Source organism: Streptomyces sp. MCA2, assembly GCF_023544705.1.
GTDB lineage: Bacteria > Actinomycetota > Actinomycetes > Streptomycetales > Streptomycetaceae > Streptomyces > Streptomyces decoyicus.
Genome location: NZ_JAMJFM010000045.1, coordinates 1 through 25,164, shown reverse-complemented (window position 1 = coordinate 25,164; position 25,164 = coordinate 1). Strand labels below are relative to the sequence as shown.

At 72.4% G+C, this 25,164-nt stretch carries 22 protein-coding genes; 11 read left to right on the top strand and 11 right to left on the bottom strand.

The features are described 5' to 3' along the window. Nucleotides 1-125 precede the first annotated feature (125 nt). A complete protein-coding gene (locus M8I34_RS30140) occupies nucleotides 126-1,664 on the top strand; it encodes a SulP family inorganic anion transporter (protein ID WP_250054833.1) in 1,539 nt (512 codons plus the stop codon). Nucleotides 1,665-1,862: 198 nt separating this feature from the next. Here M8I34_RS30140 and rocD read toward each other — a convergent pair whose 3' ends face one another. From rocD to M8I34_RS30125, 3 genes are all read right to left on the bottom strand, one after another. Then, nucleotides 1,863-3,101, bottom strand: a complete 1,239-nt coding sequence (rocD, locus tag M8I34_RS30135) for an ornithine--oxo-acid transaminase (RefSeq protein WP_250054743.1) — start codon at nucleotides 3,099-3,101, stop codon at nucleotides 1,863-1,865. Beyond that, nucleotides 3,101-3,922, bottom strand: a complete 822-nt coding sequence (gene ddaH, locus M8I34_RS30130) for a dimethylargininase (RefSeq protein ID WP_244420302.1) — start codon at nucleotides 3,920-3,922, stop codon at nucleotides 3,101-3,103. The genes rocD and ddaH overlap by 1 nt, the downstream gene beginning before the upstream one ends. Before the next feature lie 220 nt (nucleotides 3,923-4,142). Then, nucleotides 4,143-4,637: an Lrp/AsnC family transcriptional regulator gene (locus tag M8I34_RS30125; protein ID WP_030989700.1), complete on the bottom strand. Its 495-nt coding sequence runs from the start codon at nucleotides 4,635-4,637 to the stop codon at nucleotides 4,143-4,145. Nucleotides 4,638-5,025: 388 nt separating this feature from the next. On the opposite strand from M8I34_RS30125, the gene M8I34_RS30120 reads away from it, so the two are divergent. Beyond that, nucleotides 5,026-5,601, top strand: a complete 576-nt coding sequence (locus tag M8I34_RS30120; RefSeq protein ID WP_250054741.1) for a hypothetical protein — start codon at nucleotides 5,026-5,028, stop codon at nucleotides 5,599-5,601. A gap of 47 nt (nucleotides 5,602-5,648) precedes the next feature. Here M8I34_RS30120 and M8I34_RS30115 read toward each other — a convergent pair whose 3' ends face one another. Further along, nucleotides 5,649-7,022: an amidohydrolase family protein gene (locus M8I34_RS30115; RefSeq protein WP_250054738.1), complete on the bottom strand. Its 1,374-nt coding sequence runs from the start codon at nucleotides 7,020-7,022 to the stop codon at nucleotides 5,649-5,651. A gap of 588 nt (nucleotides 7,023-7,610) precedes the next feature. Here M8I34_RS30115 and M8I34_RS30110 point away from each other — a divergent pair. The 5 genes from M8I34_RS30110 (at nucleotide 7,611) to M8I34_RS30090 (ending at nucleotide 15,121) form a co-directional block, all read left to right on the top strand. After that, nucleotides 7,611-8,705, top strand: a complete 1,095-nt coding sequence (locus M8I34_RS30110; protein WP_250054736.1) for a RimK family alpha-L-glutamate ligase — start codon at nucleotides 7,611-7,613, stop codon at nucleotides 8,703-8,705. Beyond that, nucleotides 8,702-9,550: a RimK family alpha-L-glutamate ligase gene (locus tag M8I34_RS30105; RefSeq protein ID WP_250054734.1), complete on the top strand. Its 849-nt coding sequence runs from the start codon at nucleotides 8,702-8,704 to the stop codon at nucleotides 9,548-9,550. The genes M8I34_RS30110 and M8I34_RS30105 overlap by 4 nt, the downstream gene beginning before the upstream one ends. Before the next feature lie 155 nt (nucleotides 9,551-9,705). Then, nucleotides 9,706-11,946: a family 2 encapsulin nanocompartment cargo protein terpene cyclase gene (locus M8I34_RS30100; protein ID WP_250054732.1), complete on the top strand. Its 2,241-nt coding sequence runs from the start codon at nucleotides 9,706-9,708 to the stop codon at nucleotides 11,944-11,946. Between the two features lie 173 nt (nucleotides 11,947-12,119). Then, nucleotides 12,120-14,354, top strand: a complete 2,235-nt coding sequence (locus tag M8I34_RS30095) for a nuclease-related domain-containing DEAD/DEAH box helicase (protein WP_250054730.1) — start codon at nucleotides 12,120-12,122, stop codon at nucleotides 14,352-14,354. 221 nt (nucleotides 14,355-14,575) lie between these two features. Then, the gene (locus M8I34_RS30090; RefSeq protein ID WP_250054727.1) at nucleotides 14,576-15,121 is read left to right on the top strand and encodes a chitin-binding protein; all 546 of its coding nucleotides are present in this window, start codon (nucleotides 14,576-14,578) and stop codon (nucleotides 15,119-15,121) included. Between the two features lie 139 nt (nucleotides 15,122-15,260). On the opposite strand, the gene M8I34_RS30085 is transcribed toward M8I34_RS30090, so the two are convergent. Together M8I34_RS30085 and M8I34_RS30080 are read right to left on the bottom strand one after the other, a co-directional pair. Then, a complete protein-coding gene (locus M8I34_RS30085; RefSeq protein WP_250054725.1) occupies nucleotides 15,261-16,199 on the bottom strand; it encodes an NAD(P)H-binding protein in 939 nt (312 codons plus the stop codon). 10 nt (nucleotides 16,200-16,209) lie between these two features. Next, nucleotides 16,210-16,668, bottom strand: a complete 459-nt coding sequence (locus M8I34_RS30080; protein WP_250054716.1) for a nuclear transport factor 2 family protein — start codon at nucleotides 16,666-16,668, stop codon at nucleotides 16,210-16,212. A gap of 107 nt (nucleotides 16,669-16,775) precedes the next feature. Between M8I34_RS30080 and M8I34_RS30075 the strand changes: the two genes are divergently transcribed. Further along, nucleotides 16,776-17,390 (top strand): TetR/AcrR family transcriptional regulator, encoded by a 615-nt coding sequence (locus M8I34_RS30075; protein WP_250054714.1) that lies wholly within the window; start codon nucleotides 16,776-16,778, stop codon nucleotides 17,388-17,390. 40 nt (nucleotides 17,391-17,430) lie between these two features. On the opposite strand, the gene M8I34_RS30070 is transcribed toward M8I34_RS30075, so the two are convergent. Continuing rightward, on the bottom strand, nucleotides 17,431-19,077 hold the full coding sequence (locus M8I34_RS30070) for an FAD-dependent monooxygenase (RefSeq protein ID WP_250054712.1): 1,647 nt from the start codon (nucleotides 19,075-19,077) through the stop codon (nucleotides 17,431-17,433). A gap of 94 nt (nucleotides 19,078-19,171) precedes the next feature. On the opposite strand from M8I34_RS30070, the gene M8I34_RS30065 reads away from it, so the two are divergent. Next, the gene (locus M8I34_RS30065) at nucleotides 19,172-19,909 is read left to right on the top strand and encodes a TetR/AcrR family transcriptional regulator (RefSeq protein ID WP_250054711.1); all 738 of its coding nucleotides are present in this window, start codon (nucleotides 19,172-19,174) and stop codon (nucleotides 19,907-19,909) included. A gap of 42 nt (nucleotides 19,910-19,951) precedes the next feature. Here M8I34_RS30065 and M8I34_RS30060 read toward each other — a convergent pair whose 3' ends face one another. Then, complete coding sequence (locus M8I34_RS30060; RefSeq protein WP_250054709.1) at nucleotides 19,952-20,596, bottom strand: response regulator transcription factor; 645 nt, start codon at nucleotides 20,594-20,596, stop codon at nucleotides 19,952-19,954. Continuing rightward, nucleotides 20,584-21,780: a sensor histidine kinase gene (locus M8I34_RS30055; protein ID WP_250054831.1), complete on the bottom strand. Its 1,197-nt coding sequence runs from the start codon at nucleotides 21,778-21,780 to the stop codon at nucleotides 20,584-20,586. Before M8I34_RS30055 ends, M8I34_RS30060 begins: the two co-directional genes overlap by 13 nt. Before the next feature lie 172 nt (nucleotides 21,781-21,952). On the opposite strand from M8I34_RS30055, the gene M8I34_RS30050 reads away from it, so the two are divergent. Then, nucleotides 21,953-22,117: a hypothetical protein gene (locus M8I34_RS30050; RefSeq protein ID WP_250054707.1), complete on the top strand. Its 165-nt coding sequence runs from the start codon at nucleotides 21,953-21,955 to the stop codon at nucleotides 22,115-22,117. 43 nt (nucleotides 22,118-22,160) lie between these two features. On the opposite strand, the gene M8I34_RS30045 is transcribed toward M8I34_RS30050, so the two are convergent. Then, entirely contained in the window at nucleotides 22,161-23,411 is a 1,251-nt protein-coding gene (locus M8I34_RS30045; protein ID WP_250054705.1) for an SLC13 family permease, read from the bottom strand. Nucleotides 23,412-23,562: 151 nt separating this feature from the next. Further along, nucleotides 23,563-24,135 carry a TetR/AcrR family transcriptional regulator gene (locus tag M8I34_RS30040; RefSeq protein ID WP_250054703.1) on the bottom strand — a complete coding sequence of 191 codons (573 nt, stop codon included), beginning with the start codon at nucleotides 24,133-24,135 and terminating at the stop codon, nucleotides 23,563-23,565. 126 nt (nucleotides 24,136-24,261) lie between these two features. On the opposite strand from M8I34_RS30040, the gene M8I34_RS30035 reads away from it, so the two are divergent. Then, on the top strand, nucleotides 24,262-25,164 hold the full coding sequence (locus M8I34_RS30035) for an MBL fold metallo-hydrolase (RefSeq protein ID WP_250054701.1): 903 nt from the start codon (nucleotides 24,262-24,264) through the stop codon (nucleotides 25,162-25,164).

Below are 25,164 nucleotides of genomic sequence, written 5' to 3'. Positions count from 1 at the left end.
AAGCCCCTGCACCAGGCCGTACGCACGAAGTCGCATGCACGAAGTCGCATGCACGAAGTCGCATGCACGAGGCGTACGCAACGAGCCGCATGCGCGAAGCCGTACGCACCGAACCGGAGAGATCCATGCTCACCGCGCTCAAGCGCACCACATCCAAGCTTCCCCCGCTGAGCCCCGGCGCGTTCCGCCGTGACGCGCTCGCCTCGCTCGTCGTCTTTCTCGTCGCCGTCCCGCTGTGTGTCGGTGTGGCCGTCGCCTCGGGCGTGCCGGCCGAACTCGGCCTGATCACCGGCATCGTCGGCGGCCTCGTCGTCGGCTGTCTGCCGGGCAGTTCGTTCCAGGTCAGCGGCCCCGCCGCCGGGCTCACGGTGCTCGTCCACGAGGCCGTGCAGAAGTTCGGCATGGCCTCCCTGGGCGCCATCGTGCTCGCGGCCGGCGTCCTGCAACTGGTCCTCGGCGCGCTGCGCTGCGGCCGGTGGTTCCGGGCGATTTCCGTCGCCGTGGTCCAGGGCATGCTGGCGGGGATCGGGCTGATCCTCATCCTCGGCCAGGTGTATGCGATGGCCGATACCGACCAGCCCGGCAGCGGCCTGGGCAAGATCACCGGGCTGCCCGGCCTCGCCGCCGGCATCGCGGGCAGCCCCGAGGCCCTCACCGCGTTCGCGGTCGGCGTGGGCACCCTCGGCCTCCTCGTGCTGTGGCCGCGGATGCCCGCCAAGGTCCGAGTGGTGCCCGGCCCGCTCGCCGCCATCGCCGTCGCCACCCTCGTGACGGCGGTGTTCGCGCTGCCCGTCGCCAAGGTGGAGGTGCACGGCCTGCTGGCGTCGATCCAGCCCCCCGGCCTCGGTGAACTCGGCGGACTGGCCCAGCTGTCCGTCATCGGCACCGTGCTCGCCTTCACCCTCATCGCGTCCGCGGAGAGCCTCTTCAGCGCCGCGGCGGTCGACCGGATGACCGACGGGGCGCGCACGGACTACGACAAGGAGCTGATGGCACAGGGCGCGGGCAACACGGTCTGCGGGCTGCTCGGCGCGCTCCCGATGACCGCGGTGATCGTCCGCAGCGCGGCCAATGTGCAGGCCGGGGCGCGGACGAAGGCCTCCCGCGTCCTGCACGGTGTCTGGCTGCTGCTCTTCGCCGCGCTGTTCCCTGCGGCCCTCGGGGTCGTGCCGCTCGCCGCGCTCGCCGCCGTCCTGGTGCACGCCGGGGCGAAGCTGGTGCCCGTACGGCAGCTGCCGCAGCTGTGGCGGGAGCACCGGGGCGAGGCGGTGATCCTCGGGGTGACCGCGGGGGCGATCGTCTTCACCAACATGTTCGAGGGAGTGCTGCTCGGCCTGCTGCTCGCTGTCGTGAAGACCGCCTGGGACACCTCGCATGTGCAGGTCGACGTGCGGGAGTTGACCGGGGGGCGGACCCCCGTCTCGCTCAGCGGCAATGCGACCTTCCTGCGGCTGCCCAAGATCCTGGACGCGCTGGAGGCGCTGCCCCGCGACAAGCCCGTCGAGCTGGACCTGACGGAACTGCGGCACCTGGACCACGCCTGCCGCACCGCGCTGGACGGCTGGACCGCGCAGCACAACGGCGCGGCGGCCGCGGCCCCCGAGGACCGCCCGGCCGCGGTGACGGCCGGGCAGCCCACCGGCGGAACACCGCAACGCGGCTGATCCGGACGCACCCTGAACGGTCCCGGCGACAACTGTCCGCCGGGGCCGGTCGCGTCTTCAGGGACCGGTCGCGTCCACACGGCCGGTCACGGCCTCAGGACCGATCACGCCCTCAGGACCGGCCCCGCCCCCTCAGGGCCGATCACGCCTCACGGCAGGTTACACCCCACGGCAGGCCACTCCCGCACAGCGCGTCGCCTACCCCAGCGCCCGCTCCAGGCACCCCAGCGCCGACGTCAGTTCCTCCGCCGTGATGGTCAGCGGCGGGGCGAGCCGGATCGTCGACCCGTGGGTGTCCTTGACCAGGACGCCTTCCTTCAGCAGGCGTTCGCTGATCTCCCGGCCGGTGCCGAGTGCGGGGTCGATGTCGACGCCGGCCCACAGGCCGCGGGCGCGGAAGCCGGTCACGCCCTTGCCGGTCAGCGCGGCCAGACCGTCGCGGAGCTGCGCGCCCAGCTCGGCGGCGCGGCGCTGGAACTCTCCGGTGGCGAGCAGCTCGACCACGGCGGAGCCGACCGCGGCCGCCAGCGGGTTGCCGCCGAAGGTCGAGCCGTGCTGGCCGGGGCCCAGCACGCCGAGCACCTCGCGGCGGGCGACGACCGCGGAGACCGGGACAATGCCGCCGCCGAGGGCCTTGCCGAGCAGCAGCATGTCCGGCACCACGGACTCGTGCTCGACCGCGAGGGTGGTGCCGGTGCGGCCCAGACCGGACTGGATCTCGTCGGCGATGAACAAGCACCCGGCCCGCCGGGTCAGTTCGCGGACGCCGGTGAGATAGCCGTCGTCGGGGATGACGACGCCCGCCTCGCCCTGGATGGGCTCGATCAGCACGGCGGCCGTCGTCTCGTCCACGGCCGCTTCGAGCGCGGCGAGATCGTTGTACGGGACGGTGCGGAAGCCGGGGGCGAAGGGGCCGAAGCCGATACGGGCCGTGTCGTCGTCGGAGAAGCCGACGATGGTGGTCGTCCGGCCGTGGAAGTTGCCGCCGGCCACCACGATCGTCGCCCGGTCCGCCGGGACGCCCTTGACGTCGTACGCCCACTTGCGCGCGACCTTGATGCCGCTCTCCACCGCCTCGGCGCCGGTGTTCATCGGCAGCACCATGTCCAGGCCGGTCAGCGCGGCGAGGCCCTCGGCGAAACCGGCGAGGCGGTCGTTGTGGAAGGCGCGGGAGGTGAGGGTGAGTTGGTCGAGCTGGCGGTGTGCGGCCTCGATCAGTGCCGGGTGGCGATGGCCGAAATTGAGCGCCGAGTAGCCGGCCAGCATGTCGAGATAGCGGCGCCCCTCGACGTCCTCGACCCAGACGCCCTCGGCGCGCGCGACCACCACCGGCAGCGGGTGGTAGTTGTGCGCGAGGACCGGGCCCTCGGCCTGGATCAGCTCCGCGGACGAACGGGGAGCGGCCTGCGCGGGGACGGTACGGGTGGGAGCGGTCATCAGCGAATCTCCTGGGTGCAGCACTTGATGCCACCGCCGGCCTTGTGGAACTCGGAGAGGTCGACGGGGACGGGGACATAGCCGTGCGCGACGAGCTGGGTGATCAGGCCGGCCGCCTGCGGGGCGACGAAGACATGGCGGCCGTCGGAGACGGAGTTGAGGCCGAACGCCATCGCGTCGTCCCGGGTGGCGAGCACCGCCTCGGGAAACAGCCGCCGCAGCACTTCACGGCTGCCGGTCGAGAACGCCCCGGGGTAGTAGGCGATGTTCGCCTCGCCCGTCTCCGCCGTCTCCTCCAGGACGAACAGCGCGGTGTCCAGGTGGTAGAAGTACGGGTCCACCAGTTGCAGGCCGATCGTCGGTACGCCGAAGAACTCCTGCACCTCGCGATGCGCGGCCGGCGTGGTGCGAAAGCCCGTACCCGCCAGGATGTAGCGGCCGGCCGGTACGAGGTCGCCCTCGCCCTCGCACAGCGACTCCGGCCGGTAGACGTCGTACCCGGCCGCCTTGAACCACGTCTCGTACTCCGTGGACTCCGGCCGCCGCTGCGGCGCATGGAAGGACGAGCCGAAGACCCGGCCGCCCACGACGACCGCGGAGTTCGCCGCGAACACCATGTCGGGCAGCCCGGCCACCGGGGGCACGGTCTCCACCGTGTGCCCGTGGTCGCGGTAGGCGCCCATCAGCGTCTCCCACTGGCGCCCCGCGAGGGCGGTATCCACCTGTGCGTCCGCACGCATCCACGGATTGATCGCGTAACGCACATCGAAGTGTCTGGGCTCGCAGACCAGATAGCGCCGGGGGCGCGACACACGACTCATCGGCACGGGAGGATCCCTTCGCTCCTACGGGACATACGGGGTGACCGGGCGTTACTGAAGGTCACCCGGGGTGCTTCCACGGTAAGGAGCGATGGATTTGGGCCACAAGAAACAAATGCTGCTCGTCAGCGCAGGAAACGAGCGTGTTCAGGCGGCTCCACGCTGGATTGCTGCGCACTCCAGCGCACGCCGGAGCGATTCCGCGCCGTTCGCCCTCGCGTCAGGGGGCGGAGCCCCCGGAGGACTGGCGGGCGCCCGCCTCCGGGCTGTCCGGCAGGAGGTGGGACAGCACCATGTAACTGATCGTCTTGCGGATGAACGGCTCGGCCCTGATGCGTTCGAGCACCTCCTCGAAGTGCTCGACATCGGTCGCCCGTACGTGCAGCAGCGCATCGGCGCCGCCGGTCACGGTCATCGCCGCCGCGATCTCCGGATGGTTGCGCACGACCTCGGCGAGCCGGCGGGGCGGCGCCGCGCTGTCGCAGTACACCTCGACGTACGCCTCGGTCAGCCACCCCAGCGCGGCCGGGCGGACGGTGGCGGTGAACCCCGTGATCACGTTGTTCTCCCGCATCCGGTCCACCCGGCGCTTCACCGCGGTGGACGACAGCCCGACCGCCGCACCGATCTCGGCAAAGCTCGCCCGGCCGTTGTCGATCAACGCCGCAACGATCTTGCGGTCGAGGTCGTCGAAGGGCGCGGCCTTGTTGGTCACTGGGCCTCCCGATTCATCCCGGTCCATCCCGCTCCGTCTCCGTCGCGGTCGCCCTCACGGTAGCGCCGACACCCCGCCCCGACCGCCGCCGGACCACTGCTTCCGCCGCAACCCTTTGCAGGTCACGGGCATGAACCAGGTCCTGGCGCCGCGTGCGGACCTTGGGGCCCTGCGCACGGGACGCCCCGTGCGGGCGAGACGGGTGGCGAACCGTGGGAGGAGAGGCCGGGCCGTGCAGGGAATGGTGAGCGACGGCAGGTCCAGTGAGGCACTTACGCGGGGGTTGGCGCGGCGCGGCTTTTCGCTCTGTCACCGTTCCATCACAACCCGCACACTCCGCCCTCACGCGCCGCATGATTGCCCCCTCAACCATCTGTGGGGGGACCCCATGCACAGTCGAACCGCAACCGTTACCGCCACCGCGGCCCTCGCTCTCGCCACCGCACTGACCGCCTGCTCCACCACAACGCCGGACGAGCACACCACCCCGGCAGTCGGCTCCAAGCCGACTGCCGCCCGCGAATCCACCGCCGCTGCTAATAAGCCCGCTGGGCTCCTCGCCCTGGGCAGCCCCTCATCATGGGCCGCCGACGGCAGGAGCGGCAGTACGACCGTCCTCAGCTATCGCCAGCCCGTCACCGGGATCGAACCTCCCAGCTCCTCCGGCGAGGCGGACGAGGACTGGGGCGCGTTGGAGGTCAAGGTGTGCACCAAGGAGGGCAAGGTCGGCGTCACCCAACAGCCCTGGTCCGTGGCATTTGGCGACGGCGCGAGGGTGACGACGACAGGGCAGTCCGGCGGTGACTTCCCGCGCCCTGAGTATCCGCAAGAGGCGATCGTGAAGCCGGGCGACTGTGTGCGCGGACTGCTCATGTTCCCCGCTCCGAAGGGGCAGCGGCCTGAGCGGGCGATCTACGCGCCGGAAGGCATGGACCCAGTTGAGTGGCAGATTCCGGTGAAGTAGCCCTCCTCGTGGAGGGGTTGGCCGGTGCGCTGTCGCAGGCTGGTGTGTCAGGTGGGCTCCACGCGATGCAGCCCCGCCCGGCGGACGACCTCCGGGCCCAGCTTTGCCGCTCGGGTGACGAGGGCGGGGCCGTCCCAGTCCGGGGGCCAGCCGTGCCACAGGCGGAGTGTGCCGTTGACGACGACCGCGGTGATCTGGTCGCGGTTCGCGAGGCGGACGAGTTCCCAGCGCAGGTCGTAGGAGGGGGTGAGTTCGGGGACGTCGAGGTTCACGAGGAGGAAGTCGGCGGCCTTGCCGACGGCGATCTCGCCGGTCACCTTGCCCAGTCCGAGGGCGTCGGCGCTGCGGGAGGTGGCGTGCTCCAGCCACATCCGGCCGGCGCCGCAGGACGAGTCGCCCGAGGCCATGCCGTAGGCCAGTCGTTGTGCGGTCTCCCCGGCGTCGATCAGCCGGAAGCCGTCGGCGCGGGTGCCGTCGGTGCCCATGCCGAAACGCACGTCCATCGCGGCCAGCATCGTGGCGTGCGCGACTCCGTTGCCCTTCCAGGCGCTGGCCACCGGGTTGTAGCTGATCGCGGCACCGGAGTCGGCCAGCAGCCGCATCTCCGAAGGGGTGAGGAGGGTGGCGTGCGCGCCCAGGGTGTGCGGGCCGAGCGCGCCGAGGTGGTGCAGATGCTCCAGGGGGCGGCGGCCGACGGACTTCAACGAGCGTTCGACGGAGGCGAGATGCTCGTTCACATGGATCTGGAGCACCGCGCCGGCCTCCGCGCACAGGTCGGCGGTCTTCTTGATGACCTCGCCGGGTGCGTCCTCGGGGACGGCGATCGCCAGTGAGGGGTGGATCAGCGGATGCCCCTCCCACCGCCCCAGGTGTGCCGGGCCGCCGTCGCCGCTGGAGACGATCTTGGACAGTACGCACCGGATACCGGCTTCCTCCGTCCCCTGCGCGACCACCCGGACGTCCACGGGGGCACGGGTCCCGGCGTCGGCGACGGTGGTGAAGCCGCCCCGAAGAGCCTCCAGCGCGGCCAGCTTCGCCGAGACGTAGGCGCTCTCCTCGTCCAGCGCGTGTTCCAGCGGCTCCCATATCGTCTTGAAGATCTCCGAGGGCTGTCCGAAGGACTGGGCCTTGCCGAAGCTCTGGGTCAGATGATGGTGCGCGTCCACGAAGCCGGGCATCAGCAAGTGGCCGTCCAGGCGGATCGGCTGAAGGCCGGGGTGCGCGGCGATGAGCTGTGGTGCCGGTCCGATCTTGCGGAACTTTCCGTCCTTGACGAGCACGGCCTGGTGGCGCACCGGACCGTCCGGCAACAGCAGCAACTCGGGCACCAGGAGGTGCTGTCTGCCGTGGAATTGTTCGGGCCGGGGGGTGGCTTTGCTGTGGGGGCTGTGGGGGCTGTCGGGGCTTTGAGGGGCGGCCATTGCCGTAGCGCCGGTGCCTCCGAGGCCCGTTGTGCCGAGGAGGCTGCCTGCGCCGGTCAGGCCCGCACCGACGAGGAATTTCCGCCGTCGGAAGGTGCCGCTTCCCGGCGCCGGCTCCGGCCCTGTCTCCGGCCCCGGTTCTGGCCCTGGTTCCGGCGCCGGTTCGGCTTCCGGGTGCCCGTCCTGGGGGACGTCGTGATCCTGATCCTGATCCTGCTGCTCGGTCGGAGCCTGCTGCTCGTTCGCCAACCCGCTCGCCTGCTTCCCGTACTTCGGTGCGTGGGTGTCCTGTTCGCTGAGCCGTCCCCGGGGTGGCCTGACCTTAGGACCAGCGCGGAATTGGAACAAGGGTTCCGGCATGCGGGATTTAGTGGAGGGGAGGGCAGGTGGCGGAAGTCGCGCCGGGGTCCGGCAAAGTCCTGGTCATGGGCTGCGTGCGGGGCGTACGGGGTGGCGTAGCCTCGCCGAAATGTGGGCCGGAGCCGGGTGCGTGGGCCCACGGTCCCCGCCGGAATCCGCATGGGATCCTGGTGTGTCATGGATCTGCCGGACGGACGGTGGACGTGCGGCGATGACAAGGGTGCACCGATGAGACTCTGCTTCCTGGTGGAGGAGCAGTACCGCCATGACGGCATGCCGCTGGATGTGATCCGCCAACTCGGCGCCTGGGGCCACCAGGTGGACGTGCTGTGGCCCGGCCGCTCGCTGATCCCCATATCCGAGGCCATCCGTGCGGGCAGCCACGATGCCTGGGTCCTCAAGACCGTCTCCGGCGGCCCGGGACTGACGCTCCTGGAAGCCGCCGCCTCCGTCGGGCTGACGACGGTGAACGATGCCCGGGCGATCCGTGGCGTACGGGACAAGGCGCTGGCCGCGGTGATCGCCCGCAGCAGCGGGCTGCCCGTCCCCGTGACGTATGCGGCGGCCCGTCCCCAGGAGTTCGCGGAGATACCCGAGGCGGAGTTCCCCCTCGTGGTGAAGCCCGCGGACGGCAGTTCCGGGCGCGCCGTCCGGCTGGTGGCGACGCCGGACCGGCTGCTGGATCCCGTGGAGCCGCATGACGCAGGGGCCCCGGGCGCGCCGGGCGGCGGGCTGCTCATCGCCCAGCCCTATGTGCCCAACTCCGGTACGGATCTGAAGGTGTACAGCGTCGCCGGGCAGCTGTACGCGACCGAGCGGTGCTCCCCGCTGCATCCCGCCCATGCCGTACGCGAGCGGCAGGTCCCGCTCACCCCGGAGATCGCCCGGATCGCTGCCGAGATCGGGACGGTGTTCGGTCTCGATCTCTACGGGGTCGACATTCTGCTCGGACCCGACGGACCGGTGGTCGTCGACATCAACGACTTCCCGAGCTTCCGTCAGGTGCCGGACGCGGTCGCCCGGGTGTCCGCCGCGGTGCTGGAGCTCGCCCGTAACGGGACGGCAGGGCAGGGGGGCGGGTTCCCCACTGCCGGGTCCCTCACTGCCGGGCAGGCGACCACCGGGCAGGCGACCACTGGGCAGCCGATCACCGGGCAGCCGACCGCTGGGCAGCCGAGGGCGACGCCCGCCGCTCCCGCCACCGCGCCCGCCCCGTCGACGCAGGCCCCCACGCCCCCGTTCACCGTCCCGCCCGCACCATCCGCCCCACCTGCCGCCGCCCCGCGCCCCCGTCCCGCCGCCTCGATCGGTGGCGGCCGATGAAGGTCGGTCTGGTCACCGCGGATGCCGGCCATCCGCTGTTGGCCGCGGTCACCGAGCTGCTGACCCCGGGGCACCGGGTCGAGTGGCTGGATCCGGGCGGCGAGGTGCGGGACCTGGACCTGTCCTCGCTCGCCGATGTCTATCTCCTCAAGGCGCGGACGCCGCGCGCGCTGGCGCTGGCCGCTCTCCTGGAGGAGCACGGCGCTCCGGTGCTCAACTCCGCGGCGGCGACCGCGCGGTGCCAGGACCGTGTCGAGATGGCCGCGGTCGCCCGCGCGGCCGGGCTGCCGTTCGCGGGCACCACCTCCGTACCCACGCTCGGGCAGCTGGCCGCGGCAGGCGCACCGGACGGTCCGCTGGTGATCAAGAGCCGGTTCAGCCGGCGCCATGACCTCGTGGCCCGTGCCGACGGCGCCGTACGGCTGCGGGAACTGGCCGCCGCCTGGCCCGACGAGCCGGTGGTGGTGCAGGAGTTCACCGTGAACAGCGGCTGGGACCACAAGCTGTGGGTGGTCGACGGGCGGCTCTTCGCCGGGCTGCGCCGCTCGGAGCTGGCCCCGGACGGCCGTGGGCCGACGCTGCCGCTGCCGGTCGGCGACCTGCCCGCCGGCTGGACGGATGCCGCGCTCCGGGTCGGCGAGATCTTCGGCCTGGACGTCTACGGCGTCGACCTCCTCGACGCCGGCGGTGGTGCGCCCCTCATCGTGGACATCAACGCCTTCCCCGGCATCCGCGGCCAGGCCGGTGCGCCGGAGGCGCTGGCGCAGCTTGCCCTGCGCACCGCGGCGCACGGCCGGAGCCGTGGCATGGACGAAAGAAAAGTGCCGGAAGTCAGCCAGAAATAGCCCCGGTTCGGAGCTCACCGAACCGAAGTGGAGCGGAGGCGGAAGGTCCCCCTCCGTAAGGCCTAAGGCGCCGACCCCTGGGGTAGCGCTGCCCCGTCTGGAAGGCGTGGTTCCACGTGCCTTCCTTCCGTACGTATGGGGAGAGGCCAGTAACGGTGACACAGCCATTCGAATTGCCCCACTTCTATACGCCCTACCCGGCGCGGCTGAACCCGCATCTGGAGACGGCGCGTACGCATTCCAAGAAGTGGGCCCGCACCATGGGGATGCTGGAGGGCTCGGGCATCTGGGAGGAGAAGGACCTCGACGCCCACGATTACGCGCTGCTGTGCTCCTACACCCACCCGGACTGCGACGCGGATGCGCTCTCGCTGGTGACCGACTGGTATGTCTGGGTCTTCTTCTTCGACGACCACTTCCTGGAGATGTTCAAGCGGACGCTCGACCGGGAGGGCGGCAAAGAGTACCTGGACCGGCTGCCCGCCTTCATGCCGATGGATCTGACGGCGCCCGTCCCCGAGCCGACCAACCCCGTCGAGGCGGGACTCGCCGATCTGTGGGCGCGCACGGTGCCGCATATGTCCATGGCGTGGCGGCGGCGCTTCGCCGAGAGCACCGAGCATCTGCTCAATGAGTCGCTGTGGGAACTGTCCAACATCAACATCCACCGGGTGCCCAACCCCGTCGAGTACATCGAGATGCGCCGCAAGGTCGGTGGCGCGCCCTGGTCGGCGGGACTGGTGGAGTTCGCGACCGGCGCCGAGGTGCCGGCGGCCGTCGCCGGATCCCGCCCGCTGCGAGTGCTGCGGGACACCTTCTCCGACGGTGTGCACCTGCGCAACGACCTCTTCTCCTACCAGCGGGAGACGGAGGAGGAGGGTGAGCTGAGCAATGGCGTCCTGGTGCTGGAGACCTTCCTGGACTGCACCACCCAGGAGGCCGCGGACGCCGTCAACGACCTGATCACCTCGCGGCTCCAGCAGTTCGAGAACACCGTGGTCGCCGAACTCCCCGCACTCTTCCTGGAGAAGGGCCTCGATCCGAAGTCCTGCGCGGATGTGCTGGCGTACGCCAAGGGGCTCCAGGACTGGCAGTCCGGCGGCCATGAATGGCATATGCGCTCCAGTCGCTACATGAACGGCGGCGGCTCGGCGGCCGGCACCTCGCAGCCCTGGTCGCCCTTCTCCTTCGGCGGACTCGGCACCTCGGCCGCCGATCTGAAGACGGCGCTGGCCACGGCCGGTGCGCACCGTATCCGCAGCTCCACCCATGTCCCGCACCAGAAGGTCGGCCCCTCGCGCATCCCCGACCTCGCCATGCCGTTCACCACGACCCTCAGCCCGCACCTGGAGGGGGCCCGCCGCCGCGTCGTCGAATGGGCGCACCGGATGGGCATCCTCGGCCCGCAGCCCGGGGTGCCGCTGTCCGACGTCTGGGACGAGCCCGCGATGATCCGCTACGACCTGGCGCTGTGTGCGGCCGGCATCCACCCGGACGCCACCCCCGAGCAACTGGACCTGGGCGCCGCCTGGCTGGCCTGGGGCACGTACGCGGACGACTACTACCCCCAGGTCTTCGGCCGGACCCGCGACATCGCCTCGGCCAAGGTGTGCACCGAGCGGCTGTCCTCCTTCATGCCGCTGGACTCCCCGGCCGAAGCGCCGGAGCCGGTCAACGCCATGGAACGCGCGCTGGGGGACCTGTGGACCCGTACAGCGGGACCGATGACGCCCGAAGCGCGCCGGTCGTTCCGTGAGGCCATCGACACGATGACGGCCAGCTGGCTCTGGGAGATCGACAACCAGATCCTGAACCGCATCCCCGATCCGGTCGACTACATCGAGATGCGCCGCGCGACCTTCGGCTCCGACCTCACCATGAGCCTGAGCCGCATCGGCCACGGCCGGCAGGTCCCGCCGGAGGTCTACCGCTCCGGCCCGCTGCGCTCACTGGAGAACGCCGCGGCCGACTACGCCTGTCTGATGAACGATGTCTTCTCGTACCAGAAGGAGATCGAGTACGAGGGCGAGGTCCACAACGGCATCCTGGTCGTCCAGAACTTCTTCGACTGCGACTACCCGACCGCGCTGCACATCATCCATGACCTCATGACGTCGCGGATGCAGGAGTTCCAGCATGTCGCCGCCCATGAACTCCCGGTCGTCTACGACGACTTCGACCTCTCGCCGGGGGCCCGCAAGGCGCTCGACGGCTACGTCCACGAGCTGGAGAACTGGATGGCCGGCATCCTCACCTGGCACCAGGGCTGTCTGCGCTACATCGAGCCCGAGCTGCGTCACCCGACGGGTTCGCCGGGGTGGCTGGGCGCGCCGGACGGGCTGGGCACGTCGGCCGCCCGCGCCTTCCTCCGGCCGTCGGCCGTGAGCGTGGGGTAGGCGGCGGCGAGCGGGGTGATACGGGGCGGCCCGGTGCTGCCGGTCCGGTCCGCCCGGGTCGCCCGGCCTCCGCGGGGTGACCGGGGCGGGCCGGGTGCCGCCTCCGCGGGCCGTCGGCCCGTATGCGCCCGTGCCCCCGCCGTGCGCGGTACCGCGTCATGTGCCATCGACCTATGGTTCATGACCCCGTGCGTACGGGGCGAGCGGCGAGGGGGCGGGCGATGGCGGCAGGGAGTTCTCGGGGCGGCGCGGCAGGCGGTTCGGCGTCCCGGCGGGCGCAGGAGGCCCGCCGGCAGGAGCGGCTCTTACGCGAACAGTGGCAGGCCGCCCGGCAGCGGGCCGAGCGCTGGGAGGCGGCGAGCGAGGGGGAGCGGCGGGTCGCCGCCCAGCTGCTGATGCTGGCCGGCCGGGGCTGGCGGCTGCTGGTGGACCGGCGCTGGCCCGGCACCCGCGCGGCCAATGTGGACATGCTGCTGATCGGCCCCGGCGGTGTCTTCGTCATCGACGTCAAGAACTGGCGGGCCGCGCCGGAGACCTCGGGGGGCCGGCTGCGGGCCGGGGGATTCTCGCGCGACGAGCACCGGCGCAAGCTGCTCGCGGTCACCAAGGCCGCCGAGAGCGCGGTGGCGTCCCTGGGGATGTCGCCGGTGGCGGTGCGTCCGCTGCTGGCCTTCGCGGGGCAGCGGGTCGACGCGGAGCTGGGCCGGATACGGCTGCTCGGGGAGCACGAGATCGGCCCGGCGCTGCTCTCGGAGCGCACCCGGCTGTCCGCGGGATCGGTCCGCGCCCTCGCCGACCACCTGGCGCGGGTCTTCCCGGAGTACGAGGACCCGGCCGCCGCTCCGGCCTCAGCCGCCACCCCGGGCGCGGGCGCGACCCCGGCCTCGGACGTCTCCACGTCACCGGGCGCCACCACGCCCTCCCCGGCCACCGCCGCCCGGCCGCCGGCCGCCGGGGCCGACGGCCTCTTCGACCTCGACGGGCTGCGGGAAGCCGCCCTCGACGAAGCGCGCCGGGCCCCCATCGAGCAGTGGATGACCTTCCTCGACCCCGACCAGCTCGCGCTGGTGCGGCGCAACTGGGCCGGTCCCGCCCGGATCAGCGGCCCGGCCGGCACCGGCAAGACGGTCGTCGGCCTGCACCGAGCGGCTTATCTCGCCCAGCGCACCAACGGCCGCGTCCTGTACGTCACCTTCGCCAACAACCTGCCCCGCGTACAGAGCACCTTCCTGAAGACCATGGCCCCCGCGGTGGCCGACCGGATCGACTTCCGCAGCCTGCACTCCTGGGCGCGGGACTATCTGCGCGGCCGCGGCGTGCCGGTCCGTCTGCACAAGGAGAAGGCGGAGACGGCCTTCAGCCTCGCCTGGAAACACGTGGGGCGGAACAGCTGTCTGACCGAGATCGATCCGCTGCACCCCTACTGGCAGGAGGAGATCAACTACGTCATCAAGGGCCGCGGCATCACCTCCTTCGAGGAGTACGCGGTGCTCGCCCGCCGACGCCGCCGGGCCGGTCTGCGCCGCCCGCACCGGCAGGCCGTGTGGGCGCTGTACGAGGCGTACGAGGCCCAGCGCATCGAGCGCGACGTGCACGACTTCAACGATGTGCTCTCCCTCGCGCTCGCGGAGGCGGCCGGCCGCACCGGTCACAGCGACTACACCGCCGTCGTCGTGGACGAGGTCCAGGACCTGACCCTCGTCGGGGTGCGCCTGCTGCACGCCCTGGTCGGCGACAGCCCCAACGGACTGCTGCTGGTGGGGGACGGCCAACAGGCCGTCTACCCGGGCGGGTTCCGCCTCTCGGACGCGGGCATCGACATCCGCGGGGACCGCGGACAGGTGCTGCGGGCCAACTACCGCAACAGCAAGGACATCGTGGACACCGCGCTCTCCGTGGTCGCCGAGGACGCCTTCGAGGACCTCGACGGGCTGCGCACCCCCGGCCGGCGGGACGTCGACCTGACCTACCACGACGGCCAGGTACAGCGCGCGGTGCTGCCCACCCTCGCCGCGCATGACGCGGCGCTGCTGGCCGCGCTGGGCGCCCTGACGCCGCAGCAGCTCGCCGACTCCGCCGTGCTCTGCTCCGCCAAGCGCGGCATCGAGCACTACCAGCGCCTGCTCACCCGGGCGGGCCTGCGCGTCTGCCCGCTGGAGCAGTACGACGGGCACCCGGTCGAGGCCGTGAAGCTGGGCAGCTACCGCCGTGCCAAGGGCCTGGAGTTCAAGCGCGTCTATCTGCCGCAGCACGATGCCGATCTGCCGCAGGGGAACCCGGTCGGCGGCCCGTCCACCGAAACGGCCGATGAGCGCGGCGAGCTGGCCCGCAGTCAGCTCTTCGTCGCCATGACCCGCGCCCGCGACGTCCTCTGGCTGGGCAGCATCAGGCCGCCGCAGGAGAAGTGAGCCGGGGGCGGCGGCGTACGGGGTACCGCGCGTCGCGGGCCGGGCGGGACGGTGCGGTCGCGCCCCGGCCCCGTGGATTCCTCCCGGTGATGCCGCCGGGCGGTGGATATCCCGGCCGGGGTGAATATCCCGAGATGTCGTCGGGAACCCCACATGGCGAAGTCCCGCACGGGCGTGACCGGGGCCGGACCGCCGCCCATGGCTGACAAGGAGTTCCCACTGTGCGACGCCTGACCGCTTTCCTTGGCACCGCGGCCATCGTCGGGGGGCTGGTCGTGTTCGCCCCACCCGGCGCGCACGCCATCACCGGCATCATCACGTACCACACCCGGCCCGGAAACCGGGTGTACGAGATCCTCGATCCCGGCGACGACCACTGCTACGGCGTGGGCGACGGGTCCGGCGTGGTGGAGAACGACACCCCCACCGACCTGGTCCTGTACAACGGGCGGGACTGCACCGGATCCGTGGTCACCGTCGTGCCTCACCGCACGTGGAAGAACGCGCGGTTCGGGAGCCTGCAACTGAGCTCGCGCGGTCCGATGGAAGAGCCGGTGGACGACGACTACACCGACCGGCCGGAGGAGCCGCAGCCTCCCAGGAGTTCGCAGGGCCCGGACGAGCCGGAGACTTCCAGGACCTCGCAGAACCCGGACGAGTCGGATCGCCCCGCGGATTCCGAGAGGCCCGAGCGCTCCGACAGCCCCGACAGCCCGGTGGACCCGGTGAACTCGGCAGGGCACGCGAGTCCGCGAGCCGCCCGCTGAGGTGAGTGCGCCGGTGCGGAACCCGGAGGCAGGCCGGGTGCCGCGCCCGCGCACACTCCACCTGGCGCCCGGTAGGCCGATGGCCCGCCGGGCGCCGGGCGTGTCGGCTCGGCGCCCGCCTCCTTCGCCGCGGACCGGATCAAGAGCCCGCCACTGAGTCTCCGACTGCGTGCCCGTGCTCTTCCGCGAAGGCGCGGAAGCTGCGCGGCGGGCGGCCGGTGAGGCGCTCGACGGTGTCCGTGACGCGGTCTTCGGCGCCGTCGGCGATGGCGCGGTCCAGGCCGGCCAGCAGGGCGGCGAACTCTGCGGGCAGGCCGGCGGCCAGGCGGTCGCGCAGCTGCTCGTAGGTGAGGGGCCGGTGGTGTACGGGCCGGCCGGTGACCGTGGTGAGGGTGGCCGCGATGTCGTCGTAGCTCAGTGCCTGCGGGCCGGTGAGCACCAGATCGTGCGCGGGCGGCGGTTCGTCGGTGAGGGCGCGCACGGCGACGGCGGCGATGTCGTCCGCGTCGATGAAGCCGACGCGGCCTTCGCCGGTCGCGGACCGGATGACGCCGTGGGTGCGGATGCTCTCCGCGTGCAGATGGTGGTCGGTGAAGTTCTGCATGAACCAGGAGGGCCGCAGCACCGCCCACTCATCGAAGAGGCCCGGGAGGGCCGCATGCACCTGGCCCACCATCGGGCCGCCGGCGGGGAGGGCGGAGGAGCTGAGGAGGACCGCGCGGCGGACACCGGCCGTACGGGCCCGCTCCAGGAAGGGCAGCATGACGGCGGCCGGGTCCGGGGCCCCGACGGGCGGGACGAGATAGATCCGGGCCACTCCTCGCAGGGCGGCGTCGTGCGTGGCGGGGTCGTCCCAGTCGAAGCGGACGGCCCGTGCGCCGGGCAGCTCGGGGGCACGGCGGGCGGCGGCTCTGACGGGGTGGCCGAGCGCGGTGAGCCTGGGCACGATGCGGCTGCCGGTGTTGCCGGTGGCGCCGGTGACCAGGATGGTGTCGTGGCCGGTCCGGGGGTCGTGGTCGGCCCGATGGCCCTGGCCGGTCCGGGTCTCGCGGCTGGTCCGGGTGTCGTGGTCGGTCATGGTCGCTCCGTCAGGACGTAGTGGTGAGGGGCGACTTCGCCGCACTCATGGAGGCCGGGACCATCAGGGGGTTCCAGTAGTCGCGGTAGTGCGTGAAGCGGCCGTTCACGACCGTCACCACGGCGATGTACGGCATCTCGTACGGGGCGCCGGTGGCCACGATCCGGCCGACGGCGCGCATTTCGACGACGAGGGTGTCCGGGGCGTCGGTCCGGTGGATCTCCAGGTGGGGGAAGGCGTGGACGTCGACGTGATCGGGATAGTCCTGCATGTACGCGGCGACCGCCGCCCGGCCCTCCAGCCGCTGCGGATAGCCGTCCGGGGCGAAGGGGAACTCGAAGACCGCGTGCTCGTCGCACAGGGCCACCCAGCCGTCGATGTCCTTGTCCAGAAGCAGTTGCAGCCCGTGGCGGTAGACCTCCGCCGGTGCCGTGGGGGTGACGGGGGTGCCGCGTTCGCTGTCGTTCATGGGGATGCCTCGCCTCTACACTGGGGGCACAATGTGGACCGATGGTCCGTTTAGTCGTTGCCGCAACTATACGGACCGACGGTCCGTTTCGTAAAGGGGGTCCTCCCATGGCCGAACGCAAGGCGCGCGCGGACGCGCTCCGCAACCGCGAGACCGTCCTGGCGGCCGCCGACGCGCTCTTCGCCCGCAGCGCGAGCCCCCGCAGCGTGTCGATGGACGACATCGCGGCGGCGGCCGGGGTCGGCAAGGGGACGCTCTTCCGTCGCTTCGGCGATCGCACCGGACTGATCCGGGCGGTCTTCGACGCACGGATCGAGCCCCTGCGGCAGGCCGTGGAGGAGGGGCCGGCGCCGCTCGGCCCGTCGGCCGCACCGCGCGAACGGGTGCCGGCACTGCTCGATGCCGTCCTGCGCTTCAAGCTCGACCACCGCCATCTCTCCCTCGCCCTGGAGGAGGCCGGCAGCGGCAGCCCGTATGCGGGGGCGTCCTACTCGTGGTGGCACGGCATGCTGCGGGACGCGCTGGAGCAACTGCCCGGGGCGGCGGCCGGTCCGGCCGCGGACAGCGACTTCACCGCGCATGTCCTGCTGGCCGCCACCCGCGCCGACCTGGTCGAGCACCTCGCCGACCAGGAAGGGATGACCCCCGAGCGGATGAGGGCCCAACTGGCCGCTTTCGTGGACAGGGTGCTGGGCGGCGGGTGTGAGGCGCGGGAGGCCTGACGGGCGGGCGGGGGCCTGACGCCGGCGCCCCACGGCCCGCTCATCCCCCTGCGGGGAGGCCGGCCCAGTCGGCCAGGGCACGGGCCCGTTCGGCGCGGCGGGCCGGTACGTCGGTGGTGCGGGTGGCCCAGGCGACATGGCCGTCGGGGCGGACGAGGATCTCCCGCACCCCGTCGAGGTCGGCGCGGGAGTCGTGCCCGGTGACGGTGAAGGCGGCCACCCGGGGCCCCCAGCCCGTATCGACGGCCCGCTTCATCTCGTCGTCCCCCGCGAGGTCCAGCAGGACGAACCGGCCGTGCGGCAGGAGTTCGTAGACGCGGGCCGCCGCCGATCCGGCCGCCGTGAGCGCGATATCGGGCATCCGCCGTCCCGCCAACGGGTGGGCTCGGGCGTCGGCGGGCGGATAGCCGGTGTCGAGCGCCGAAACCAGCCCGGCCAGACGGCGGTTGACCTCCTCGATGCCCAGGAGCCCGGCTATTAGCTTGCGCAGTGCGGCGGCCGGCCGCTGATACGAGGGCAGCAGGGCCAGCTCCGCCAGCAGCGTCTGGACCTCGGTGTTCTCCGTGACCGCCTGGCCGACGGGATGCCGCTCGGCGTGATAGCTGTCGAGCAGGCCCGGCGGCGCCCAGCCGTGGATCTCGGCGGCGAGCTTCCAGCCCAGGTTCATCGCGTCCTGGAGGCCGGTGTTCAGGCCCTGGCCGGCCGCCGGGAAGTGGATATGGGCGGCGTCGCCCGCCAGCAGGACGCGCCCGGAGCGGTAACGGGCCGCGAGGCGGGTGGCGTTGCCGAACCGCGACAGCCAGCGGGCCCCCGCCACCCCGCAGTCGGTTCCGCAGATCCGCAGCAGGGAGGCCCGGAACTCGTCGAGCGTCAGCGGCTCGGCGGCCGGTGTCCGCATCCGCTGTGGATCGAGGAGAACGATCCGGGTGAGGCCGCCCGTCCGGCCCGCTGCCGGATCATCCGTGTCCGCGTCGTCCGGCTCCAGCGGTACGGCCAGGACGCCGTGGGCCCGCGCGCGGTCGAGGGCCGCCGGGTCGACGGTCGCGAAATCGCCCAGCGCGCCGCTCAGCGTCTCGTCGGTACCGGGAAAGCCGATCCCGGCGGCCCGCCGCACCACGCTCCGCCCGCCGTCGCACCCGACCACATACCGTGCGCGTACGGTCTCCACGGCGCCACCGGGCCCGCGGACGTCCACCTCGACACCGCCCGCGCCGGAGCCCCCGTCGTTCCCGTTGCCCCCGTCGGCTCCGGCTTCCTGGCGCAGCCCGACGACCTCGTGTCCGCGCCGGATCGTGACATCCAGCTCCCTCGCGCGCTCCTCCAGCAGCTGCTCGGTGCGGGCCTGGGCGAGGAACAGCGTGTAGCCGTGCCGGGTGTCCAGCGCGCTGAAGTCCAGGGGGGTGTCCAGCCCCGCGAAGTGCCACCCCGGTACGGGGCGTCCGCGGGCCAGGAACCGTTCCACCAGGCCCCGTTGGTCCATCAGCTCGATGCTGCGCGGATGCAGTGTCAGCGCCCGTGAATCCCGCTGTGCCGCGGCGCGCCGTTCGATGATCTGTACCCGCACGCCGCCCAGCGCCAGTTCGGCACCGAGCAGCAGACCGGTCGGGCCCGCGCCCACCACGATCACCTCGGCATCGGTGCCGGTCCTGGTGCCGGTATCGGCGGCGGTATTCCTGACGGCATTCATGAGTGGCCGGCCTCCGGTCGAGTCTCTGCGCACATCTCTGTCCACCATTTAATGAACGGTGTTCACGTGAACGCTGTTCACTATAATGAGCCCCATGAGTTCCGCGTCAACCCCCAGCCCTCCCGGCCCCCGTGCCGCCGCCACGACACGGGGCCGCCCCCCGAAGCTCGACCAGGCGCGCACCGTCGAGGCCGCCCTGGCACTGCTGGACGAGGTCGGGCTCGATGCGCTCACCATGCGGCGGCTGGCCGAGGCCATGGACGTACGGGCCGGTGCCCTGTACCGCTACTTCGCGACCAAGCACGAGCTGCTCACCGCGATGGCCGAGGTGCTGCTGGCCGACTGCCTCGACCGGCCGCTTCCGTCCCCGGACTGGAGCGAGCGCCTGGCCGAACTGGCCCGCCGGATGCGTACGGCGCTCCTCGGCCGCCGTGACGGTGCCCGCGTCTACGCCGGTACGCACTCCACCGGCAGCCACACCCTCGGCTTCGCCGACACCCTCGTCGGGGTGCTGCGGGAGGCGGGCTTCAGCTCCGCGGACGCGGCCCGTGCCGCCCTCACGCTCGTCCACTTCACGATCGGCCACACCCTGGAGGAGCAGGCCGCCTGCCAGGTCGCGGGCGACGGTCCTGCGGACCCCGAACGGCTGCGCGCCGCGGTGACTCCGGACCGGCACCCCCATCTCACAGCGGCGCTGCCGGTGTTCACCAGCACGGACTTCACGGCCCACTTCGAATTCGGGCTGGCGCTGCTCGTCGGGGGGCTGCGGGCGACGGGCCCCGCCGCCACGTCCTCAGGCCCCGCCGCCACGTCCTCGGGGACCGGCGGCTGACCTGACCCGTGCCGGGGCGGTTCCTCGGGGCCGGGCCGCGCCCTACCCCCCGTTCAAGTACGCCAGCACCGCCAGCACCCGCCGGTGCCCGCTGTCGCTCGCCGGCAGTCCCAGCTTCGCGAAGACATTGCCGATGTGCTTGCTGACGGCCCGGTCCGACACCACCAGCAGCTGCGCGATCGTCGCGTTGTCCCGGCCCTGTGCCATCAGCGCCAGCACCTCACGCTCGCGCGGTGTCAGGACATCGAGCGGATCGTTGCGGCGCCGGGTCAGCAGCTCCGTGACCACTTCCGGGTCCAGCGCGGTGCCGCCCGCCGCGACGCGTTCCAGCGCGTCCAGGAACTCGTCGACCCGTCCCACCCGGTCCTTGAGCAGATAGCCGACCCCGCTCGCGCCGCCGCCCAGCAGTTCCACGGCGTAGGTCTCCTCGACGTACTGCGAGAGCACCAGAACCGGCAGGCCGGGGATCTCCCGACGCGCCGCCAGCGCCGCCCGCAGGCCCTCGTCACGGAAGGAGGGCGGCATCCGGACGTCCAGCACCGCGGCGTCCGGGCGGTGCGCGAGCAGCGCGGGCAGCACCTCGGGCCCGCTGGCCGCGACCGCCACCACCTCGTGCCCGGCGGAGGTCAGCAGCAGTACCAGGCCCTCCCTCAGCAGGGCGTTGTCCTCGCCGATCACCACGCGCACGGCAGCTCCACCTCGATCAGAGTCGGGCCCCCGACGGGGCTGGTCACTTCCACGGTCCCGTCGAGCGCCGCGACCCGGCGGCGGATGCCGAGCAGCCCGCTGCCTCCCGGCGCTCCGGCCGAGGCGCCCCCGGGGACGAGGGCCTCGGCGCCGCCGCGGCCCTCGTCACGTACCGACACCGTCAACCGGCCGGTCCTGCGCACCAGTTCCACCTCGGCCCGGTCCGTACCGCTGTGCTTGGCGGCGTTGGTCAGCGCCTCCGCGACGACGAAGTACGCGGCCGCCTCGACCGCCGCCGGGGCCCGCGGCCCCTCCTCCACCCCGTCCTCGCGCACCGCCACATCGAGCCCGCTGCTCGCCGCGAGCGCCCGCACCGCGCCCATCAGCCCCCGGTCGGTGAGGATCGGCGGATGGAGGGCGCGCACGACCTGGCGCAGCTCGGTGAGGGCCTCCTCCGCCTGGTCCTGTGCGTCGTCGAGGAGCTTGCGGGCCCGCTCGGGGTCCGTGTCGTACGCCCGCTTGGCCAGTCCCACCCGCATCGACAGCGCCACCAGCCGGGCCTGCGTACCGTCGTGCAGATCCCGTTCGATACGGCGCAGTTCGGCGCCGTGCGCGGCGACGGCACCGGCCCGGGTGACGGTCAGCTCCTCGACGCGCTCGGCGAGCCGGGCGGTCCGCCGGCTGTCGGGCGACGGCAGCAGCAGCGCCCGCGACCAGGCCGCGTCGAGGTCGGCGAGGCGCGGGATCAGCGGCAGGACGACGGCCCGGCGCCGCAGCAGCCCGCACCACACCCCGTCGACGAACAGGCCCAGGGCCCACAGCGGCAGCGCCCCGTACGCCAGGAGCAGGCCGTAGCCGAAGTGGGCGGCGAGCCAGCGCAGATCCCGGTACGTGCCCGGGTCCGCGGTCGCCGTCCGCACCCGCTCGGACAGCTGCCCGGTGAGCGGCAGATACGCCTCGGGAACCGCTTCCCCCGTCCAGGCCGCCACCCGCCGCCGCTTGTACCCGGCCATCCTGCGCAGCATCAGGACCGTCTCGGGCAGCACCCCCGCGCCGACCACGATGACCGTGGCGACGGCGGTGAACAGCAGCACCGCGAGGAAGAGATACGACACCAGGGCCAGCCCGGCCGCCGTCAGCAACTGGACCGAGGCCCGCCCCGCCCGCCGCACCGTCTCCCCCATCCCCATGGGCTCAGGCTAAGTGACACCCCCTGGGGACGCGCGGGGGTGCGCTCCCCGCCCGGGGGTGTAGTGCGCTACACCCCCGGTTCGGGAGGGCACCCCCTCGATCCGGCGGTCCGGCGACGGCATTGTCGGTCACACGGACGCTCAACTCCCTGCGGAAGGAACTTCCATGAAGGCCCTGCTCTGGTGCGTGCTCTGCATCGCCGTCGTCGTCAATGTCTCCACCAGCTTCGCCTTCGACGGGGTACAGCAGGTGCTGATCAGCGTCGCCAGCGGCGTCGTGGTGATCGGGTCGGGGGTGGGGCTGTTCCTGAAGCGCACCAAGCGGTCCTGACACCGGAGGGGGCCGCACGGGCCGGGGCCGGGTCAGCTGCCGATCAGCTGCCTATCAGGTGGAGCGCGCCCCACAGGGCCACCGTCGACAGGGCCAGCGCGGCCGGCACCGTGAGCAGACCGAGCCGGGTGAACTCCTTGAGCCGGACGTCGTGTTCGTGGTGGTGGACGATGCGCCGCCACAGCAGGGTGGCCAGGGACCCGGCGTAGGTGAGGTTGGGGCCGATGTTCACACCGAGGAGTACGGCGAGGACCGCACCGGGGCCGCTCGGCGCGGCCAGTGGCACCAGCACCAGCACGGCGGGCAAGTTGTTGATCACGTTGGCGAGTACGGCGGCCAGCGCGGCGGTGCCGAGCAGGGCGGGGAGCGAGGTGCCGTCGGGCAGTACGTGCCCGAGCGCATCGGCGAGCCCGTTGTCGACGACCGCGCGGACGACGATGCCCAGGGCCAGGACGAAGGCGAGGAACGGCAGCCCGGCGGCCCGGACGACGGCGGCCGGGGTGGCGTCGCGCCGGCCGAGCGCTCGGACCGCCATGACGAGGGCGCCGGCCGCGGCGGCCCAGGCCGGGTCGATGCCCAGGGTGGAGGTCAGCGCGAAACCGGCGAGCGTGCCGGCCACCGTCACCAGCGCGAACAGCGGGAGCTCGGGCGGTTCGGCGGTGCTCGGGCCGGGTGTCGCGGCGGCCAGGTCCGCGGCGAAGAAGCGGCGGAAGACCAGGTATTCGACACCGATCGCGACCAGCCACGGCAGCGCCATCAGCGCACCGAACCGGGTGAAGCTCAGCCCGCTCGCCGTGAAGGCCAGCAGGTTCGTCAGATTGGAGACGGGCAGCAGCAGGGACGCGGTGTTCGACAGATGGGTGCAGGCGTAGACATGGGGCCGGGGACGGGCGCCCATGTGCGCGGCGGTGGCGAACACGACGGGAGTGAGCAGGACGACGGTGGCGTCCAGGCTCAGTACGGCCGTGATGACCGACGCGAGGGCGAAGACCGCACCCAGGAGGCGGCTGGGCCGTCCCGTCGCCCAGCGCGCCATCCAGGTACCGCAGGCGTGGAAGAGCCCCTCGTCGTCGCAGAGTTTGGCGAGGACCAGCACCGCGGCGAGAAAGCCGATCACCGGCCCCAGCTGCTCCGCCTCGTCGCGGACATCGGCGAGCGGGATCACCCCGGCGACGATCACCACGGCGGCGGCCGGCACCGCGAAGACCGCCTCCGGCAGCCGGAACGGCCGGATCACGGCACCCACCAGGACGACGCACAGCATGGCGAGGGACAGGGATTCGGCAAGCACCATGCGCGGGATGGCCCTTTCGTGCGGCGGACCGTGACGGGGCGGGCGAAGGCCTCACCCGGGGCTCATGGGCCATGCCACCCGGTGCGCCACGACGGGCGCCACGCGCCTCGCCGGTGCGCGGGCATCGGGTGCGCGGGCATGACGAAGGAGGTCAGTGCGGCGGCATCAGCCCGGCAAGCGTCGCCTCCACCAGGCCGCGCGCATACGACGCGTCCAGCGGGCCGGGCCGGAAGACCAGGCGGTACATCATGGGGGCGACGATGTGGTCCATCACGAGTTCGGCGTCCGGGACCTGCTCACCGCGGTCGGCGGCGCGGGCGAGGATGACGCCCACCTGCTCGGCGGCGTAGGCCGAGCACTGCCCCGCATTACGGCCGTCCGGATCACCGGCGAGCGCGTCACGGATGTAGGCGCGGCCCGGGGGCGAGGCCATCTCCTCCAGGAACTGCTCGGCCCAGGCCTCCAGGTCCGTGCGGAGCGCGCCGTGGTCGACGGGCGGTGCCTCCGGGCGGAGGCGTTCGACGGCCACGTCGGACAGCAGTTCCTGGAGGTCTCCCCACCGGCGGTAGATCGTCGACGGCGTGACGCCGGCGCGCGCGGCGACCAGAGGGACCGTCAGCGCCGCTCGGCCCTGCTCGGCTTCGAGGGCACGCACGGCGGCATGCACCGATTCCTGGACGCGGGCGCTGCGTCCCCCGGGGCGGGTCATCGGCCTGGGGCTCATGACTCCACCTTAAGGGCTGGGCGCGGCACAGCGACACATAAAAGCGAACTGTTTGCGTTAGAGCGACGACCGCGCTAGCCTGGCATAACGCAAAGAATTTGCTTTTGGTCCACGAGAGGACAGCTCATGCATGCCGTCAGTGAAGCGGTCCCCGCCTGGACGGTCGGCGAGATCACCGTCCGCCGTATCGACGAGACCGCGCTCCCCGCGCCGACCGGCCGGTGGCTGCTGCCCGACGCCACCCCGGACGTGCTGGCGCAAGCGCCCTGGCTGCGGCCGGACTTCGCCGACCGGAACGGTGACCTGCGCCTGGCCACGCACAGCTTCGCGCTGGAGGTGCAGGGCATACGCCTCCTCGTCGACACCGGCATCGGCAACGGCAAGCCCCGGACCAACCCCGCCTGGGACCACCTCGACACCGACTATCTCCGGCGGCTGACGGCGGCCGGCTTCGCCCCGGAGACGGTGGACCTGGTCCTCCTCACCCATCTGCACACCGATCACGTCGGCTGGAACACCGTCGCCGACAAGGACGGCTGGGTCCCCACCTTCCCCCGCGCCCGCTACCTGACGTCCCGTACGGAGTGGGACCACTGGTCCGGCCAGGACCTGGACGAGGCCCGCCGCCAGATGTTCCGGGACTCCGTCCACCCCGTCCGCGACGCCGGACAGCTCGACCTGGTCGACGTGCCCGCCGAAGGCGCCGAGGTCGCCCCCGGCGTCCGCCTCCTGCCCACCCCCGGTCACACGCCCGGCCAGTTCGCCGTGGAGCTGCGCAGCGCCGGGCAGACGGCCCTGATCACCGGCGACTGCCTGCACCACCCGGTCCAGCTGTCGCGCCCCGACATCGGGAGCTGCGTGGACACCGACCCCGCACAGGCCGCGGACACCCGCCGCACCCTTCTCGCCTCGCTGGCCGGCACCGACACCCTGCTCCTGGGCAGCCACTTCCCGCCGCCCACGGCAGGCCGGGTCCGCTCCGAGGGCGGCGCATACCGGCTCTCGCCGGTGGAACCGGACCAGGGATGA

Excerpts from the sequence above, each read along its gene's own strand:
- ddaH (WP_244420302.1), bottom strand. The coding sequence starts at position 3,922 with ATGAGTCGTGTGTCGCGCCCCCGGCGCTATCTGGTCTGCGAGCCCAGA.
- M8I34_RS30055 (WP_250054831.1), bottom strand. The coding sequence starts at position 21,780 with ATGGGGGAGACGGTGCGGCGGGCGGGGCGGGCCTCGGTCCAGTTGCTG.
- M8I34_RS30115 (WP_250054738.1), bottom strand. The coding sequence starts at position 7,022 with ATGGCCGCCCCTCAAAGCCCCGACAGCCCCCACAGCCCCCACAGCAAA.
- M8I34_RS30070 (WP_250054712.1), bottom strand. The coding sequence starts at position 19,077 with ATGAATGCCGTCAGGAATACCGCCGCCGATACCGGCACCAGGACCGGC.
- M8I34_RS30050 (WP_250054707.1), top strand. The coding sequence starts at position 21,953 with ATGAAGGCCCTGCTCTGGTGCGTGCTCTGCATCGCCGTCGTCGTCAAT.
- M8I34_RS30110 (WP_250054736.1), top strand. The coding sequence starts at position 7,611 with ATGAGACTCTGCTTCCTGGTGGAGGAGCAGTACCGCCATGACGGCATG.
- M8I34_RS30075 (WP_250054714.1), top strand. The coding sequence starts at position 16,776 with ATGGCCGAACGCAAGGCGCGCGCGGACGCGCTCCGCAACCGCGAGACC.
- M8I34_RS30065 (WP_250054711.1), top strand. The coding sequence starts at position 19,172 with ATGAGTTCCGCGTCAACCCCCAGCCCTCCCGGCCCCCGTGCCGCCGCC.
- M8I34_RS30080 (WP_250054716.1), bottom strand. The coding sequence starts at position 16,668 with ATGAACGACAGCGAACGCGGCACCCCCGTCACCCCCACGGCACCGGCG.
- M8I34_RS30120 (WP_250054741.1), top strand. The coding sequence starts at position 5,026 with ATGCACAGTCGAACCGCAACCGTTACCGCCACCGCGGCCCTCGCTCTC.
- M8I34_RS30040 (WP_250054703.1), bottom strand. The coding sequence starts at position 24,135 with ATGAGCCCCAGGCCGATGACCCGCCCCGGGGGACGCAGCGCCCGCGTC.
- M8I34_RS30085 (WP_250054725.1), bottom strand. The coding sequence starts at position 16,199 with ATGACCGACCACGACACCCGGACCAGCCGCGAGACCCGGACCGGCCAG.
- rocD (WP_250054743.1), bottom strand. The coding sequence starts at position 3,101 with ATGACCGCTCCCACCCGTACCGTCCCCGCGCAGGCCGCTCCCCGTTCG.
- M8I34_RS30035 (WP_250054701.1), top strand. The coding sequence starts at position 24,262 with ATGCATGCCGTCAGTGAAGCGGTCCCCGCCTGGACGGTCGGCGAGATC.
- M8I34_RS30105 (WP_250054734.1), top strand. The coding sequence starts at position 8,702 with ATGAAGGTCGGTCTGGTCACCGCGGATGCCGGCCATCCGCTGTTGGCC.
- M8I34_RS30140 (WP_250054833.1), top strand. The coding sequence starts at position 126 with ATGCTCACCGCGCTCAAGCGCACCACATCCAAGCTTCCCCCGCTGAGC.
- M8I34_RS30095 (WP_250054730.1), top strand. The coding sequence starts at position 12,120 with ATGGTTCATGACCCCGTGCGTACGGGGCGAGCGGCGAGGGGGCGGGCG.
- M8I34_RS30045 (WP_250054705.1), bottom strand. The coding sequence starts at position 23,411 with ATGGTGCTTGCCGAATCCCTGTCCCTCGCCATGCTGTGCGTCGTCCTG.